Origin of the sequence: Rhizobium johnstonii 3841, from assembly GCF_000009265.1 — a bacterium.
In the GTDB taxonomy this organism is placed as follows: domain Bacteria; phylum Pseudomonadota; class Alphaproteobacteria; order Rhizobiales; family Rhizobiaceae; genus Rhizobium; species Rhizobium acaciae.
Genome location: NC_008380.1, coordinates 4092501 through 4109156, shown reverse-complemented (window position 1 = coordinate 4109156; position 16656 = coordinate 4092501). Strand labels below are relative to the sequence as shown.

Below are 16656 nucleotides of genomic sequence, written 5' to 3'. Positions count from 1 at the left end.
GATTTCACCCGAACCGTTTGAGGCTTGCCGCGCCGGCAACCGGCAGATCGAAGCTAAGCGGGCTGCCGATCTCGTGCGGCGGCAGGCCTGCATCGATCTCGGCCTTGATCGGGCCGAGCGGAGTGTCGAGCAGGTATTCGCGGGTGTTGCCGGCGAAAGACGTGCCGCGCACGGTGCCCTGGAAAGCACCGGAGCCAAGTTTCACCATGCGCGGACGCCAGGCGAGGCCCGCTGCGGCTTCCGGAGCCGGGCCGGAAAGGCCGACCGGCCCATTCGGCGTCGCAAGCTTTCCATCCTTCAGCGCGAAGACATTCTCGAAGCCGACGAAATCGGCGACGAAGGCTGAGGCCGGATTGTTGTAGATCTCCTCCGGCGTGCCGATCTGTTCGATGCCGCCGTTCAGCATCACGACGATGCGGTCGGCGAGCGCCAGGGCTTCCACCTGGTCGTGGGTGACGAAGATCATGGTGACGCCGGTCTCTTTCTGCACGCGTTGCAATTCGGCGCGCATTTCAAGGCGAAGGCGGGCATCGAGATTGGACAGCGGCTCGTCGAGCAACAGCACCTTCGGCTCCATCACCATCGAACGGGCGAGCGCCACGCGCTGCTGCTGGCCACCGGAGAGTTCGGCAGGCTTGCGGCTGGCGAAAGCCGAGAGCCCGACGGATTTCAGGCCGGCGCCGACGCGAGCATCGAGATCCTGGGAGGAAATGCCCTTGAGACGCAGGCCGAAGGCGACGTTCTCATAAACTGTCAGATGCGGGAAGAGAGCATAGGACTGGAAGACGAGGCCAACGGCGCGTTTGTTGGCGGAGACGCGGGTGATATCGGCGCCGTCGAGGCGGATGCGGCCACCGGCGGGCGTCAGCAGGCCGGCAATGGCGCGCATCGTCGTCGTCTTGCCGCAGCCGGAGGGGCCGAGAAGCGCCACCAGCTCACCTTTGCCGATCGCAAGGTCGAGGTCCCGCACCGCGACCGTGTCGCCATAGGCAAGGGTCAGCTTGTCGAGTTGAAGATAGGCATCAGACATAGCGCGAGAATCCCAGGAAGCGTTCGGCGAGAAAGACGATGCCGATCGAGAGAAAGGCGAGAAGGGCGGAGAGCGCCGCGATGGAAGGATCGTAGGTGGTTTCCATGTAACCCAGCATGTCGATCGGCAGCGTGCGGACGCCGGGACCGGACAGGAAGAGCGAGACCGGCACCTGATTGAAACTGGTGACGAAACCGAGGATGAAGGCGGCAAGGATGCCGCCGCGGATATTCGGCATCACCACGCGGAAGAAGGCGCCGAGCCGCGAGGAACCGAGCAGGACGGCGGCCTCCTCGATGTCCGAGCGCAGATTGTCGAGGCTCGCCGAGACGACGCGCACGGCATAGGGCAGCACCAGGGCTGTATGGGCGAAGAAGAGCGCGAGCGTGATGTTGAAGCCGAAGGGCACGACGAGATAACGCAGCAGCGCCAGGCCGACGATGATGCCGGGAACGATGATCGGCAGCGAGACGATGGTGCGGACGGTCTCGGCCGCGGGCAGCTTGTAGCGGGAGAGGGCGTAGGCGGCCGGGATGCCAAGGAGAAGGGCTGCGATTGTTCCGAAGACGGCGAGGAACATCGACATGGCGAAGCTGTCGCGAAAGCTCTCGATGGTGAACACCTTCATCACCCAACGCAGCGACAGGCCCTGCGGCGGGAAGGCCAGTGTATCGCCCGCCGATAGCGAAGCGGCGATGATGATCAGGAACGGGCCGATCAGGAAGACCAGCAGCAGGAAAAGCACGAGAGGCGAAAACAGGCGCAGTGTCATCGGCGGTTCCTCGCCGTCGCAAGGCGTTTCAGCAGAATGTTGGCGGCAAAGCTCATGACGATCAGGATGAAGGCGATGACGCTTGCCGAAACGAAATCATTGGCGACGGAAACCTGCTGATACATCAGCGTTTCCAGCATCAGCACCTTGGAGCCGCCAAGCACGGCGGGGGTGATATAGGCGGTCAGCGATCCGGTGAAGACCAGCGTGCCGCCGACGACGAGGCCTTCCCTGGTGAGCGGCAGGATGACTTTCCAGAAGACCTGGAACCAGTTGGCGCCGAGCACGCGAGCAGCCGGGATCGCATCCTTCGGCATGTTTTCGAGTGCGCTGATCAGCGATAGGATCATCAGCGGCAGGAAGAGCTGCAGGAGGCCGATGAAGACGGCGGTCTCGGTAAACAGCAGCCGCAGCGGCTCGGCGCTGAGACCCAGGCCTGTTATCGCCTGGTTGACGATGCCGGTGCGGCCGAGAATGACGATCCAGGCATAGGTGCGCGCCACCGGAGAGATCATCAGCGGCAGGGTGATGAGCCCGATCATCCGGCCCTTGCCCTTCGCCGGCAGGTTGACGATGGCAAAGGCTGCGGCATAACCGATGACCGCCGACACGGCGGTGACTTCGAGGCCGAGCCGGAACGTGCGCAAGAAGACGGTACGGTTCAACGTCTGGGAAAAGAAATCGGCATAGGCCGACAGGCTCCAGCTGCTGCCGGCGCGGAAGCCCTCCGACAAGAGGATCGCAACGGGCAACAGAAAGACCACGGTCGCAAAGATGGCCGCCGGCAAGGCAAGCGCCAGGGCTTCTGCGCGGTTCTGGAACATGAGGCGCCTTTCGAGTGGAGAAGAGGGAGGCCCCGGCAGGGGCGCCGGGGCCAGTTTTCACGCGGGCCTTACTGGCCGACCTTCTCGTTCCACGTCTTCAGCCAGCCGGCGCGATTGTCGAGGGCGACGGCCGATGGGATCAGCTTGAGGCTCTTGGCCGTTTCCTCGCCATAGGTCAGGTTGTTGGCGGCGGCTTCGGAAAGCTTGACCTCGCTGTTTGCCGGGCTGTCGATCAGCTTTTCGGCGAGTTTGGTCTGGATCTCGGTCGAGAGCCAGAAGTCCATGAATTGCAGAGCGAGATCCTGGTTCTTCGAGCCCTTGGTCAGGACCAGCACGTTCATACCGCCGGTCTGGCCCTCCTTCGGCGTTGCCCAGGCGACCGGGACGTCGAGCTTGGTGAAGCCGGCCCAGGAGAAACGGCCGATCGGCGCTGCCCAGATCTCTTCCTGCTGCATCAGCTGCACCAGCTGCGAGGACTTTTCGTAGAAGGTGACGATCTCGTCCTTCTTCTCGCCCAGCGCTTCGATCGGCCCCTTCAGATCCGGCGTGTCCTTGCCGAGCGCCAGGCCGAGCATATAGAGCGCCGGCGGGCCTTGATTGGTGGTCACGTTCGGAAAGGCGACGTGTCCGACATATTCCGGCTTCAATAGATCGGCCCAGGAGTCGATCTTCATCTTGTCGGAGCGATAGGCAATCGATGTGGCGTAGAAGGTGTAACCGACGCTCATGCCGTCGCCGTTCGGATCCTTGGCGACGTCATAGAGCTTGGCGAAATCGGCGAGCTTCGCGGTATCGATCTTGTCGATCAGGCCGGTGCGGGACGCGGCCAGCGCATCGGCCATGGAAACGGCGGCGAGATCGACGACGGGGTTGGCCTTGTTCGCCTCCATCTTGGCCAGACGCTCGACGCTGTTGCCGGTTTCGACCACCAGCTTGCAGCCGCATTTGGCTTCGAACGGATCGTAGACCAGCGTCTTGAAATCGTCCTGCGCAAAGGCATAGACGGAAATCGTCAGCGTCCGCTCTGCCGCGGCGGCGCCGAGCGGGCATAGGGCGGCGAGGGCTGCCGAGGCAATGAGAGCTTTTTTCATCTTACATGTTCTCCATCTCTGAGGTTCTTGGTGCCGGGTTCGCAGGCCCGGATGATTGGCGGACGATCAGCTGCATGGCGACGCGTTCGATCTCCGCCGTAACGAGCACGCCCTCCCGGATGCTGCTTGTTCTTATGGTATCCACCAACGCCGACACCGCGATCCCGGCAATCCTCTCCATGTCCATCCGGACCGTCGTCAGCGACGGCGTGACAACAGGCGACCAGATGAGGTCGTCGAAGCCGGTGACGCTGACGTCAGTGGGAATGTTGATGCCCGCCTGCTGCAACTCCGTCAGCGCCCGCAGCGCCTGCAGGTCGGAGAGGGCCGCGAAAGCGGTGAAACCCTGCCTGACTTTTTCGGCGAGGCCGAGCGGGCAGCCGCTGCCGTTCTCCTGTTCCAGCCTGTCGATCCACAGCGTTGCCGAATGCATGCCCGCGCGCATGCCGGAGCGGATGCCGCCGGCGCGGTCGTTCTGGACGTTGGATTCCCGATTGTTGCCGATGATGAGGATACGGCGATGGCCGAGGCCTGCGAGATGGCCGGCGATTTCGCGGCCGCCCTGCCAATGGTCGGCGGCAACGGTGTTGCCGGGCGTCGAGGGAGTGTCGATGACGGCGACCGGACATGCTGCGGACGAAATGCGGGTGGCGCGGCGGGGAATGACGACCATGCCGTCGACGCCGCGCTCGACCAGCCGGTTGATCGCCTCGGTCTGGGCGGCGACATCACCGCGAGAATCGGCGATCAGCACGCCGTAACCGGCGGCCGAGGCAGCGAATTCGATCGCCTGCGCGATCTTCGGGAACAGCGGATTGGCGATATCGGGCAGCACCAGGCCGAGAACGCCGCTGCGGCCGGTCCGTAGCGCCCGCCCGGCCTGGCTCGGGACGTAACCGAGCTCGGCTGCATGCTCGCGGATTCTTTCGACCAGTTGGCCGGACACCCGGCCCTTGCCGGAAAGCGCATTGGAGACCGTGGCGGCGGAGACGCCGAGCGACGTCGCTATCCTGCTGAGGTTCGGTCCCGGGCGCGATGCTGGCATGATTGACGATCACTTTGATTAATCGTTTAATCAGAGTAATAGCTCAGCTTTTCCCGCCTGTCGAATCCGAATTCATCTTATCCGCAATTATTCGGTTACGGACGCGGCGGATAAGAAAAAAGCCCCGCGAGACGATCGCGAGGCTTTGTACTTTCAGATCGATTGAAGCAGCTGTCAGCCCTTGACAGCCACAATCTTCGCCGCCGGTGCGGTGGTGTTGCCGCCGGGGGCGAAACCGCCGCCGATTGCGATATTCAGCGACACGTAGTCCTTGGCCATCTGCTGGACGGCTGCGGCAAGGCTTGCCTGGGCGAGCGAAACCTGGCGCTGGGCGTCGAGAACGTCAAGCAGCGAAGAAGCGCCGTCCTTGTAGGATGCGGTCGAAAGTTCGAGCGTTTCTTGCGTGGTCTTCACCTGGGCTTGAAGCGCCGAAACCGTGCGGGCGTCACGCCGGACAGCCGAAAGTGCATTCTCGACCTGTTCGATCGCGGTCAGCACGGTCGACTTCCAGTTGAGATAGGCCGCTGCAGCATTGGACTGCGCCGTCTTGACGCCGGCGCGCAGGGTCCCGCCATCGAAGATCGGCAGGTTGAGGGTCGGGCCGAAGGACCAGGGCGTCAGGCCGCCATGGATGCCGCGCTGGTTGATGTAAGCCGGCGAGATCGAGCCGCTGAGCGAGATGCTCGGATAGAGCTGCGCCTGGGCGACGCCGATCTGGGCGGTTGCGGCCGCAAGGTCGCGTTCCGCCACCCGGATGTCGGGACGGTTGCGGATCAGGTCGGCCGGGATACCGGAGGTAATGCCGCCGCGGAATACCGGCTGGCCATAGCCCTTCAGCAGATCATCGACAAGGGTTGCGGCCGGCAGGCCGAGCAGCGTGGCGATGTGATGGGCCGAAATGCGGATGTTGGTTTCGAGGCCGGGAATTTCGGCGAGCGTCGACTGCACCAGGCCTTCGGCCTGAACGACGTCGAGACGCGAGGCGGCGCCGGCTTCCAGCTGGAACTTGGTCAGTTCGTAGGTTTCCTGACGGGACTTCAGGTTGGCCTTCGAAAGTGCCAGGCGCTGCTGATAATAACGAACGTCGATATAGCTCGAAACGAGGTCCTGCACGAGGGTCAGCTTGGCAACGTCTGCCGATGCGTAAGCAGAATCGAGCGAAGCGAGAGCACTCTCGGTGTTGCGCTTGTAGAGGCCGAAAATATCGAGCAGCCAGGTCAGCTGTGCTTCGCCGCCGCTGGTGTTGCGCGTGTCGAACTGCGTGCGCAGTTCGCCCTTCTGGCCGCTAACCGTGTGCGAGGCACCGACCGTCAGGTTCGGCAGGGCACCGGCTCCTGCGACGGTGACGTTAGCGGAAGCCGAATTGATGCGTTCGATCGCCTGCTGGACTGACAGGTTCTGGTCGAGGCCGGACTGGACGAGGCCGTCCAGCTTGCGGTCTTTGAAGGCGCTCCACCAAGCAACGGTGGTAACATCGCCATCGCTCTTGGTTCCACCCTCTCCGAATTTGGCGGGCAGCGGCATCTCAGGAGGAACATGATCCGGGCCCACAACGCAGCCCGACAATAATAACAATAATGCCGGTGTGGCAAAACGAAGAGATACCATTCATTTCATCCTGTACTCGAGCAAGTCAATTCTTGTCTGAAGCTTCATACTTCACTATCGGCCGCCGCGCCTCGTTCTACCAAAAACACCATTCCGAAGCAGTCGGGCGCAATGTAGCAACGGCAACAGCATTATCACAGTGCATTTATATCACGGTCCTGCCGCATTTTTGCCGCGTGTGGCAAAGATGCGTCGAATGACGACGAAAAACGACGGCACGAAGAAAATCCCGAGCATCGTGGCCGCCAGCATGCCGCCGAGAACGCCGATGCCGATGGCATTCTGTGCTGCCGAGCCCGCGCCTGTCGCGATCGCCAGCGGCACGACGCCGAGAATGAAGGCAAGCGAGGTCATGATGATCGGCCGCAGGCGCAATCTCGCCGCTTCCAATGTCGCCTCGTAGAGCCCCATGCCGCTTTCCATGCGGTCCTTGGCGAATTCGACAATCAGAATGGCGTTCTTCGCCGCCAGCCCGATGGTGGTCAGCAAGCCGACTTTGAAATAGACGTCGTTCGCCTGGCCGAAGACCGTTGCCGCCGTCAGCGCCCCGAGGATGCCGACGGGCACCGCCATGATCACCGAGAAGGGGATCGACCAGCTTTCGTAAAGCGCTGCCAGGCAGAGGAAGACGACCAGCACCGAGATCGCGTAGAGCATCGGCGCCTGCGAACCGGACAGCCGCTCCTGATAGGAGATGCCCTGCCAGGCGACCGTGTAACCGCCACCGAGTTCATTGGTCAGTGCTGCCATTTCGTTCATCGCATCGCCGGAGGAAACCCCGGGTGCGGAAGCGCCATCGAGCGGAATGGCGCTGACGGCGTTGAAGCGGGCAAGCGAGGGCGCGCCCTTCACCCACTCCGTGCGGGTAAAGGCGGAGAAGGGCACCATTTCGCCGTCATTGTTGCGGGCGTACCAGTGGTTGAGATCGCTCGGCTGCATGCGGAAGGGCGCATCGCCCTCGACGTAGACTGGCTTGATCTCGCCGTTCAGCGTGAAGTCGTTGACATCACGGCCGGTGAAGATGATCGACAGCATGGAATTGACCGAGGCGATGTCGACGCCCATGGCGCCGATCTTTTCCTGATCGAGCACGATGCGCATCTGCGGCTCGACTTCCTTGTTGCTGCTGCGCAGCGCCACGATCTTGCCCGAGCTATTGCCCATCTGGATCAGCCGCTTGGAGGCGGCCGTCAAGGCGTCGTTGCCGTGGCCGCCGGTGTCGACGAGATACATGGAGAAGCCGCTCGACACGCCGAGACCCTGGATCGCCGGCGGCAGCAGCGCGAAGACCTGCGCCTCGCGGATCGCAAAGAAATTGCCAAGCGCCCGGTTGACGACCGATTGAGCGCTCAGCGTCGGATCGGTGCGCAGCGAGAAATCCTTGAGCTTGGTGAAGACGATGGCGCTGTTCTGGCCGGAACCGCTGAAGCCGAAGCCGAGTGCGCCGAACACGGAATCGACGGCGTCCTTCTCGTTTTCACGATAGTATTTCTCGACCTTCTCGACGACTGCCTGGGTCTGCTGCGTGGTCGAGCCCGGCGGTGTGGTGACGATGGTCAGCAGCACGCCCTGGTCTTCCTGCGGCAGGAAGGAGCTCGGCAGGCGGGTGAAGAGATAGGCGCAGCCGGCGCCGACCAAAAGGAAGACCAGCATGACGCGGATCGGCCGCTTCAGCAGATAGCCGATGGTGCTGATATAGCCGTTGGTCGAGCGCGTGAAGTTGCGGTTGAACCAGTCGCCGACGCGGTGTTTCCTGTGTTCGCCGACCGGCTTCAGCATCGTGGCGCAAAGTGCGGGCGTCAGCACGAGGGCGACGAGCGCCGACAGCAACATGGCCGAGACGATGGTGATCGAGAACTGGCGATAGATGATGCCGGTCGAACCGCCGAAGAAGGCCATCGGAATGAAGACGGCTGTGAGGACGAGCGCGATGCCGACGATGGCGCCGGTGATCTCGCCCATCGATTTTTCCGTCGCTTCGAGCGGCGAAAGCTTTTCTTCGGACATGATGCGTTCGACGTTTTCGACGACGACGATGGCGTCGTCAACGAGAAGACCGATCGCCAGCACCATGGCGAACATCGTCAAGGTATTGATCGAATAGCCGGTGACCGCCAGCACCCCGAAGGTGCCGAGCAGCACCACGGGAACGGCAATCGTCGGGATCAGCGTCGCCCGGAGATTCTGCAGGAAGACGAGCAGCACCACGAAGACGAGCACGATCGCCTCGATCAGCGTGTGTACGACCTTCTCGATCGACAGTTCCACGAAGGGCGTGGTGTCGTAGGGATAGGTGATCTCGACACCTGCCGGCAGGCCGCGGCCGATAACCTCAAGCGCCGAGCGCACGCGGGCGGCGGTATCGATGGCGTTGGCGCCGATTGCAAGGTTGACGGCGAAACCGGTCGACGGCTGGCCGTTGTACCGCGAACTGCCGCCGTAGCTTTCCTGACCGATCTCGATGCGCGAGACGTCGCTCAGGCGCACCGTCGCGCCGTCCTTTTCGACCTTCAGGATGATGTGCTCGAAATCGGCGACGGTGGTCAGCTGGCTTTGGGCGGTGATGGTGACGTTGATCTGCTGGCCGGGGATCGTCGGCTGAGCACCGAGCGAACCGACGGAAACCTGGGTGTTCTGCGCCTGGATGGCTGACGTCACGTCGCTCGGCGTCAACTGGTATTTCAGCAGCTTGAACGGATCGAGCCAGACGCGCATGGCGTATCCCGAACCGAAGACATTGATGCTGCCGACGCCTTCCAGGCGCTGGATCTGATCCTCGATCGAGGTCGACATGATATTGCCAAGGTCGACGGAGTTGCGCTTGCCGTCGGTCGAAACGAGCGAGCCGACGAGAAGGATGCTCGAGGTCGAGCGGGTGACGCTGATGCCGGCATCGATGACGTCGCTTGGAAGCTGCGACTGAACCAGCTGCAGCTTGTTCTGCACCTGCACCTGGGCGATATCGGGATCGGCGCTCGTCCCGAAGGTGAGCTGGATGCTGGCCGAACCCGTCGATGAGGTCGAAGTCATGTAGGTGAGGTCGTCGAGGCCGGTCATACCGTCCTCGATGATCGTCGTCACCGATTTCTCGACAGTCTCGGCGCTGGCGCCGCGATAGGTGGCGTTGATGCGAACCGTCGTCGGAGCGATGTCGGGATATTGCGAGATCGACAGCGTGAAGATCGCCAGCAGGCCGGCGAGCATGATAGTGATCGCAATGACCCAGGCGAAAATCGGACGTCGGATGAAAAACTTGGCCATCGGTTATTCCTGTGCGGCTGAGACGGTGACGATGCGGGCCTGCGGCGATTACTTCGCTGCGGGCTTCTGCGCGTCACCGGCCGCGGGCTGCTCGGCAGGCACGACCACGCCGGTGTCGTTGATCTTCATCGGGACCGGCTTCACCGGCATGCCTGAGGTGATCGATTGCAGGCCGCTGACGATCAGCTGATCGCCGTCCTTGATGCCTTCGGTCACGAGCCAGGAATTGTTGGAGGGCGAGCTGTTCTCGAAGGCGCGGGTTTCGACCTTGCCGTCGGCGGAAATGAACTGTGCCGTCAGTCGGCCGTTGGCGTCACGGCTCGTCGCCAGTTGCGGCAGCGAATAACCGGCCTCGGCGCCGAGCTCGACGGTTGCACGGACATACATGCCGGGCAGCACGATACGGTCGGGATTGGGAAAGAGCACACGGATGATGAATGTGCCTGTGGTCTCACTGACCACTTGCTTCGACATGTCGAGCTTGCCCTGCTGGTTATATTCCTTGCCGTTTTCCAGGATCAGATGGAAGACGACATTGGCTTCGCCCTTGATGTCGCCGGCGGCCATTGCATCACGCAGCTTCAAGAGGTTGGTGCTCGATTCCGTCAGCGAGATGTAGATCGGATCGAGCTGGCGGATCGTCGTCAGCGCCGTCGTCTGGTTGGCAGAGACGACGTTGCCGACATTAACGGCCGTCTGGTCGATGATGCCATCGAAAGGCGCGACGATCCTGGTGTGGTCGAGGTCGATCTGTGCAGCGGAAAGCGAGGCCTTTGCCGACTCGACTTCGGCCTTGGCCTGGAGCAGCGTCGTCTTGGCCGTTTCGAATTCGATCTGCGTGGCGCCGCTGCCGACAAGGCGCTGGTAGCGGTCGAGATTGCTTTCAGCGCTGGGCACGCTCGCCTGCGCCTTGGAGATCGCCGCCTTGGCCTGCTCGACGGCAGCGATATAGGGTGCATCCTCGATCTGGTAGAGAAGGTCGCCTTTCTTGATCTCGCCGCCGTCCTTAAAGGCGACCTCGCGGATCAGGCCGCTAACCTGCGGCCGGATATCGGCGGTCTGAAATGTCTCGGCGCGGCCTGGCAGGATCGTGGTGATCGGGAAGCTGCCCTTCGTCAGCGTGATGACGCCGACGGGGGCAGCCTGCTGCGCCGCGCCTGCACCCGCATTGCCGGCGGGCTTGGAGCCACTGTCGCTGCAAGCGGCGAGAAGGGCTGCTAATGCCAGGGCCGAGGAGATGAGGAGGGCACGCCGTATCATGGTGAATTCCTGTGCGGTGGCAATCGCCGTTCAATCCACGAGCTCGGGCCTGCGGGCTCGGCTTGAGCGAGCGCAGGCTTATATAGGCGTCAGGATTGGGTTGGCTTCAAATGCCGTTATCCGAATTTAAGAAAAGCTTTACGAAGTGACGTAATTCAGCAATCATCACTTAGCAAGCGCTATTTTGCAGTGCGGCATCGACGAAACACACGATTTTTTCGGCGCGGTGCACAAGGGTCTCCTTGTCGTCGCGAGCGATCAGGACAGGGTGCAGCACGCAGGCCAGGACGTCTGCAACGGTACGCGCCGCGCTCTCGGGATCGCGGCAATGATAACTTCCCTCCGCCATGCCTTCACGGATGATCTCGCCGAGCTTCGCCTCGATGCGGGCGCGATAGCGATTGCCGGCCTCGAGTTTGGCCTCGATCGTCGAAAGCACCATTTCGAAGATATAAGGGTTCTTCTGGATGTCCTGCAGGTGGCTTTCCAGCAGGCGCAGGATGAAGCGCAGCAGTTGTTCCTTTGGCGGCAGCTTTTCATCGAAGGCGGCGAAGCGCTCGGCGGCATCATCGAGATGGCGTCCGGCGATCGCATCGACGAGCGCCACCTTGGAACGGAAATGCTTGAAGACATTAGCGGGCGACATGTGGAGCGCGCCGGCGATATCGGCGATCGACACCGCGACGAAGCCGCGCTCGCGAAACAGCATCTCCGCCATGGAAAGAATGTCTTCCCGCGTTTCCTCGGCCTTGCGTCTTGGCCTTCTTACCATCTGTTCCCCGCCGGGCTGAGCCCGATACCGCTTTTTTTCGATGCTAGCGCATAACCCCGAAAATCGGAATCGATTTTCGGAAAGGATTATGCGCCAATTCAAAGTGATAGAGCGTCCTTAACGTGTCCTGTTGGACGCGCGGCGCCCTAGCGCGATTGGGCGAAACGCCGCAAGCCGGTGATCGGCCCGGCGGCTTTCGTCTGTCGCCTTTTCAAGGAAAATAGCGAGCGAGGTTGTTGCGGACACGGGCAAGCGGCGTCTCGCCGCTATCGTCTGGAACGAAGCGCTCGCCGGTGATCGCCTCGTAGGCTTTGATATAGACGGCCGAGGTCTGCTCGATCAGTTCGGCGGGGATTTCCGGGATCTCGTCCTTATAGGGGTCGCAGCGCTCCGCCACCCAGGCGCGGACAAAATCCTTGTCGAAACTTTCCGGGCGTTTTCCGGCGGCAAAGCTTGCCGGATAGCTTTCGGCAAGCCAGTAGCGACTGCTGTCCGGCGTGTGGATCTCGTCGGCGAGGATAATGTTGCCGTCACCGTCGGTGCCGAACTCGTATTTGGTATCGACCAGGATCAGCCCGTTTTTCGCCGCCATCTCCTGGCCACGGGCAAAGAGGGCGAGCGCATATGTCGACAGCGTCTGCCATTGTTCATTGGTGAGAAGGCCACGCGTGACGATTTCGGTGGGTGTCAGCGGCTCATCGTGGCCGCCGTCGAATTCCTTGCTGGTCGGCGTGATGACGGGTTCCGGCAGGATCTGATTGTCGCGCATGCCGTCGGGCAGACGCATGCCGTACATCTCGCGTTCGCCCTTCTTATAAAGCGTCAGGATCGAGGTGCCGGTGGTGCCGGCGAGATAACCGCGCACGACGATCTCGACCGGCAGGATGTCGAGCCGCTTGCCGATGACGACATTCGGATCGGGATAGTCGAGAACGTGGTTCGGGCAGATGTCCTTCGTCGCCTCGAACCAGTAGCGCGCCGTCTGTGTCAGCACCTGGCCCTTATAGGGGATGCAGGTGAGGATGCGGTCGAAAGCGCTCAGCCGGTCGGTGCTGATAATGATGCGGCGTCCGTCCGGAAGATCGTAATTCTCGCGCACCTTGCCGCGATAATAGTTCGGCAATTCCGGGAAATGGGCTTCGGAGAGAATTCGCACGGCGTTCGACTGTCCTTAATTATTGGGTGAAGACTTCCTGCTCTAGTTTCATTGCTGGGGAAGTCAAGCCGATCGGGTATCGCATCACAGCCAGAACAGAGCGGTAAGAAGCAGGGCGAGGCCGTAACTTGTGACGGCAAGCGGCCAGCCGGTGCGCAGGAAATCGCCGAAGCGGTAGCCGCCGATCCCCATTGCCAGCGTGTTGTTGTGATGGCCGAAGGGTGTCAGGAAATCGAGCGACGCGCCGGCGGCGACCGCAATCAGATAGGCGTCAGGCGCATGCCGACCGGCTCTTGCGAATTCCAGTGCGATCGGGGTCAGGACGATTGCGACCGTCGCGTTGTTGACAAAAGGCGTCAATGTCATGGCGAGGAAGAGGATGAGGGCGATGCCTAAGAGTGGATGGGCGATCGGCACGACGAGGCTGAGCCAGCCGGCAATGGTTTCGGCCGCTCCGGTGGTCGCCACCGCCTGGCCGATCGGGATCATCGCCGCGAGCATGATGATGATCGGCCAATTGAGGTCGGCCATCGCCTGACGGATGTTGAGGTGATTGAGCAGAGCGAGCACGAGCACGACGCCGGCAAAAGCGACGTCGGGACGCAGGCCGGCCGCCGAGGCGGCGACGCCGCAGGCAAAGAGCGCGAAAGGCCGCCAGGATAGGAGCGCCGGTTCGCTCGGTGCTGTCGAGGCGAGCGGCAGGCACTCGCTTTCCTCCAACGCTTCGCCGATTGCAATGCGCGGCCCCTCCAGCGTCAATATATCGCCGATCGACAATTGCAGGTCGAGGAAGCGGCCTTCGATGCGTGGCGCGCGCATGGAAAGGGCGGTGACAGCAACGCCGCGAGAATGGAAGACTTCAAGCGAACGGACGCGCGAACCGACCAGCGTGCTTTCCGGCATGACCACGGCTTCGATACGGGTGAAATCCGGCTGCAGACCAAGCGGATGGGCATCGGCCATCAGCGCCCGTGTGGCGGCAAGATCGGCAAAGGTCGCATCGGCGCCCTCGGCAAGCAGTACGTCGCCGGGTTCGATCACCAACTGGTCGAGCGGACCGAACGCAAAGTTGTCGTCACGGATCAGCGCGTACGGCTTGATGACGAACCGTGCCGGGCAATCGGAAAGCCTTACGCCGATCAGCGGTGAGACGTCAGAAATGCGACGCTCGACGACGATGCGCCGCGCCGCCGCGGAGATCGTTGCGGGTGTTTCGTCGGCTTCCGGAAACAGGTGCTGCACGCGAAAGGCGATGAGCAGAATGCCGGCGATGGCCACCGGCAGGCCGACATAGGCGAAATCGAAGAAGTGAAAGCCGGTTCCGGTCGCCTTGGCGAGCGCATCGCTGACGAGCAGGTTGGCCGGCGTGCCGATCAGCGAAACGAGGCCGCCGAGCAGGGCCGCGAACGAGACCGGCATGACGAGCTGGCGGCGGGGGATCGTCAGGACCGTGCCGAGGCGTAGCGCGACCGGCAAGGTGATCGCAAAGGCGCCGATATTGTTCATGAAGATGGACATGAAGCCGGCGAGCGCGGAAGTGCCTGATATGACCTTGAAGCCCGAAGGTCTTGCGGCCGCGAAACGGACGGCGAGACTGTCGAAGATCCTGGCGCGCGCCAGCACCTGGACGATCAGCAGGATCTCGACGACAGTGATGACGACGGGACTGGCGAAGCCCGTGAAGATCTGATCGGCGGGATAAAGGCCGAGCGCATAGCCGCCAAGCAGGCCGGCGATCGAGACCACCTCGATGCGGATGCGATCGAGCGAGAAGAGAATGAGCATCGCCAGCAGAAGGATCAGCAGGGATGCTTGCTCGAACGACATGGGCGGGTCCGTTGTTTCATCGATCAGGCGGGACTGTAATCGTTCCTCATGCGCTGTACAGAGGTGCCTTCAGGCAAAGATTGAACAATCCTCATATCGCGCGTCTGGCTGATGGTGCTTGCCACCGGCCTCTGGCGTTCCGCTCCAGAATGGGGGTTGCGAAAACGCCGATGGTGCGAGCGCTCCATTGCGGCCCGGCGGCTGCGAGGCTTTCGCGCCAGCGCTCCGATTGCAGCATGGCTGCACCGATGACGACGGGTTCGATGCCGCAGCCTGTCAGCAGATGAAGACCGGCGACGATCGAGGCGCCGCTGGAAATGACGTCATCGATGAGTGCGACGCGTTGTCCCTGCAGCAGCGGCAGCATGCGCGGATCGATATAGAGGCGTTTCTGCTGTGTCGGGGTGGTGATCGAAGACAGGGCGACGGAGAGCTCGTCGCGATACCAGAATTTGCGCGAGGTGCCGAGCGGAACGTAGCGGCCATGGCCGAGCTTCTGCGCCACGGCGGCGGCCAGCGTCAGGCCGAGCGTCGGCAGGCCGGCAACGACGTCGATGCGCATGGGCCTGATCTTTTCGGCAAGGCTTTCGGCGAGCGCATCGAGCACGGCGAAGCTCGCCTGGTTGACGATCAGCGAGGCGAGGGCGCGGTCGCCATCCGCCAGCTCACGGATCGGCAGGCGAAGCTGGCGGCCGTCTTCGAGCGTGGCGACATAGAAGGAGGTAAATTCCCCATCGCCGGCAAAGGTGCCTTGCGGGTGAATCTCCTGCCAGAAATCCTGCGGCGCCATCTCCGTCACACCAGTCAATTGCGTCTCGTCCTTTCCATGCCGGTTTTCCGGCGCAGCGCCTGCAATTCCGGTTCGCTCAGCGCACGCACGGCGCCTTTCGGCAGTTCGCCGAGTTCGAGCCCGCCGATTGCGACGCGCACGAGGCGCAGGCATTCGGTTCCGAGCGCCTCCAGCATGCGGCGGATCTGGCGGTTGCGGCCCTCGTCGAGCTCGACCTCGATCCATGAATTCCTGTCACCGTGGCGCAGGCGCCGCGCGGCGGTCGCCGTCAGTAGCTCGCCGTCGTGGCGGATGCCCGATGTCATCGCGGCAATGTCCTCGTCGTCCATGATGCGGTCGATCTGGACATGATAGGTTTTCGTCACATGCGTGACCGGATCGAGCAGGATCTGGGCGAATTCGGTGTCGTTGGTGAAAAGCAGCAGGCCCTCGCTGGCCTTGTCGAGCCGGCCGACCGGAGAGAGATGCGGGATGTCGAAATCCCTGAGGCAATCGTAGACCGTCGGCCTGCCTTCTGGGTCGTGGCGGGTGGTGACGAGACCGCGGGGCTTGTTGAGCATCAGATAGATTTTCGCTTCGGCCGCGATGACAAGGCCGTCGATGCTGATCCTTGCCGTGGCAAGATCGACCCATGCTGAGGTATCGTTGACGATACGACCATCAACCGCAACACGATTTTCGGCGATCAGGCGTTCGGCCTGCGTGCGGGAGCAATAACCGAGCTTGGAAAGGGCACGGGGAAGGGTAACCCGTTTGGCCGCGGCGTTATCGGTAGGCTTTGTCCGTTCACGCGTCTTGTGCGGTGGGCGCCGCTCCCTCATCTGCCATCCTTATCCTGCTTTTGATGCCGTTTTCTTGGCATGAACGACAGAAGGATGCCAGCAGCGTGAATAAAAAACGAGGGGAATAACAGGCGCTGCAAAAGTGGCTCAGCGCTTTGGATAAAGCGCCGTCGCGGCTTTGCTAGGGTGGCGCTGCCTCAGCGGCAGGCCATGAAGCCGGCCAGTTCCTTGCGGCTGACGACTATGCCGGCGGCGGCCTTGACCGGATCCGGATGTGTGTAGGACAGACTAGGCATTTCCGGCAGATCGAGTGCCTGGCGCATATTCATGATGCCGACCGCATAGCGGCCATCGGCGCTGTCGACACTGACTTCGATAATGCAGTTGGCCCTCTTGTTTTCCATGGTAGTCCTCCCTTCGTTTTTTATGTTCCCATAG

General features: G+C 62.2%; 14 protein-coding genes. All 14 read right to left on the bottom strand.

Annotation, left to right across the window (positions count from 1 at the left end; translation table 11 throughout):
• Positions 1-4 precede the first annotated feature (4 nt).
• The 14 genes from RL_RS20035 to RL_RS19970 all read right to left on the bottom strand — a co-directional run bounded on the left by RL_RS20035 (position 5) and on the right by RL_RS19970 (position 16622).
• A complete protein-coding gene (locus tag RL_RS20035; RefSeq protein ID WP_011653316.1) occupies positions 5-1030 on the bottom strand; it encodes an ABC transporter ATP-binding protein in 1026 nt (341 codons plus the stop codon).
• A complete protein-coding gene (locus tag RL_RS20030; RefSeq protein WP_011653315.1) occupies positions 1023-1802 on the bottom strand; it encodes an ABC transporter permease in 780 nt (259 codons plus the stop codon). Before RL_RS20030 ends, RL_RS20035 begins: the two co-directional genes overlap by 8 nt.
• Complete coding sequence (locus RL_RS20025; protein WP_011653314.1) at positions 1799-2626, bottom strand: ABC transporter permease; 828 nt, start codon at positions 2624-2626, stop codon at positions 1799-1801. The genes RL_RS20030 and RL_RS20025 overlap by 4 nt, the downstream gene beginning before the upstream one ends.
• A gap of 68 nt (positions 2627-2694) precedes the next feature.
• A complete protein-coding gene (locus RL_RS20020) occupies positions 2695-3717 on the bottom strand; it encodes an ABC transporter substrate-binding protein (RefSeq protein ID WP_011653313.1) in 1023 nt (340 codons plus the stop codon).
• A gap of 1 nt (position 3718) precedes the next feature.
• The gene (locus tag RL_RS20015) at positions 3719-4762 is read right to left on the bottom strand and encodes a LacI family DNA-binding transcriptional regulator (protein WP_011653312.1); all 1044 of its coding nucleotides are present in this window, start codon (positions 4760-4762) and stop codon (positions 3719-3721) included.
• A gap of 174 nt (positions 4763-4936) precedes the next feature.
• Positions 4937-6370 carry an efflux transporter outer membrane subunit gene (locus tag RL_RS20010; RefSeq protein WP_011653311.1) on the bottom strand — a complete coding sequence of 478 codons (1434 nt, stop codon included), beginning with the start codon at positions 6368-6370 and terminating at the stop codon, positions 4937-4939.
• A gap of 150 nt (positions 6371-6520) precedes the next feature.
• A complete protein-coding gene (locus RL_RS20005; protein ID WP_011653310.1) occupies positions 6521-9631 on the bottom strand; it encodes an efflux RND transporter permease subunit in 3111 nt (1036 codons plus the stop codon).
• Between the two features lie 48 nt (positions 9632-9679).
• The gene (locus RL_RS20000; RefSeq protein WP_011653309.1) at positions 9680-10891 is read right to left on the bottom strand and encodes an efflux RND transporter periplasmic adaptor subunit; all 1212 of its coding nucleotides are present in this window, start codon (positions 10889-10891) and stop codon (positions 9680-9682) included.
• Between the two features lie 169 nt (positions 10892-11060).
• A complete protein-coding gene (locus RL_RS19995; protein WP_011653308.1) occupies positions 11061-11663 on the bottom strand; it encodes a TetR family transcriptional regulator in 603 nt (200 codons plus the stop codon).
• 211 nt (positions 11664-11874) lie between these two features.
• A complete protein-coding gene (locus RL_RS19990) occupies positions 11875-12819 on the bottom strand; it encodes a phosphoribosylaminoimidazolesuccinocarboxamide synthase (RefSeq protein WP_011653307.1) in 945 nt (314 codons plus the stop codon).
• 84 nt (positions 12820-12903) lie between these two features.
• Positions 12904-14646, bottom strand: a complete 1743-nt coding sequence (locus RL_RS19985) for an SLC13 family permease (RefSeq protein ID WP_011653306.1) — start codon at positions 14644-14646, stop codon at positions 12904-12906.
• Between the two features lie 91 nt (positions 14647-14737).
• On the bottom strand, positions 14738-15436 hold the full coding sequence (locus tag RL_RS19980) for a phosphoribosyltransferase (protein ID WP_011653305.1): 699 nt from the start codon (positions 15434-15436) through the stop codon (positions 14738-14740).
• Between the two features lie 14 nt (positions 15437-15450).
• Positions 15451-16257 (bottom strand): pseudouridine synthase, encoded by an 807-nt coding sequence (locus tag RL_RS19975; protein ID WP_011653304.1) that lies wholly within the window; start codon positions 16255-16257, stop codon positions 15451-15453.
• 158 nt (positions 16258-16415) lie between these two features.
• Positions 16416-16622: a hypothetical protein gene (locus RL_RS19970; protein ID WP_011653303.1), complete on the bottom strand. Its 207-nt coding sequence runs from the start codon at positions 16620-16622 to the stop codon at positions 16416-16418.
• Positions 16623-16656 lie beyond the last annotated feature (34 nt).

Coding starts and splice junctions, on each gene's coding strand:
- RL_RS19980 (WP_011653305.1), bottom strand. CDS start 15,436: ATGGCGCCGCAGGATTTCTGGCAGGAGATTCACCCGCAAGGCACCTTT.
- RL_RS20010 (WP_011653311.1), bottom strand. CDS start 6,370: ATGGTATCTCTTCGTTTTGCCACACCGGCATTATTGTTATTATTGTCG.
- RL_RS20025 (WP_011653314.1), bottom strand. CDS start 2,626: ATGTTCCAGAACCGCGCAGAAGCCCTGGCGCTTGCCTTGCCGGCGGCC.
- RL_RS20020 (WP_011653313.1), bottom strand. CDS start 3,717: ATGAAAAAAGCTCTCATTGCCTCGGCAGCCCTCGCCGCCCTATGCCCG.
- RL_RS20015 (WP_011653312.1), bottom strand. CDS start 4,762: ATGCCAGCATCGCGCCCGGGACCGAACCTCAGCAGGATAGCGACGTCG.
- RL_RS19975 (WP_011653304.1), bottom strand. CDS start 16,257: ATGAGGGAGCGGCGCCCACCGCACAAGACGCGTGAACGGACAAAGCCT.
- RL_RS19995 (WP_011653308.1), bottom strand. CDS start 11,663: ATGGTAAGAAGGCCAAGACGCAAGGCCGAGGAAACGCGGGAAGACATT.
- RL_RS20000 (WP_011653309.1), bottom strand. CDS start 10,891: ATGATACGGCGTGCCCTCCTCATCTCCTCGGCCCTGGCATTAGCAGCC.
- RL_RS20035 (WP_011653316.1), bottom strand. CDS start 1,030: ATGTCTGATGCCTATCTTCAACTCGACAAGCTGACCCTTGCCTATGGC.
- RL_RS20005 (WP_011653310.1), bottom strand. CDS start 9,631: ATGGCCAAGTTTTTCATCCGACGTCCGATTTTCGCCTGGGTCATTGCG.
- RL_RS19970 (WP_011653303.1), bottom strand. CDS start 16,622: ATGGAAAACAAGAGGGCCAACTGCATTATCGAAGTCAGTGTCGACAGC.
- RL_RS19985 (WP_011653306.1), bottom strand. CDS start 14,646: ATGTCGTTCGAGCAAGCATCCCTGCTGATCCTTCTGCTGGCGATGCTC.
- RL_RS20030 (WP_011653315.1), bottom strand. CDS start 1,802: ATGACACTGCGCCTGTTTTCGCCTCTCGTGCTTTTCCTGCTGCTGGTC.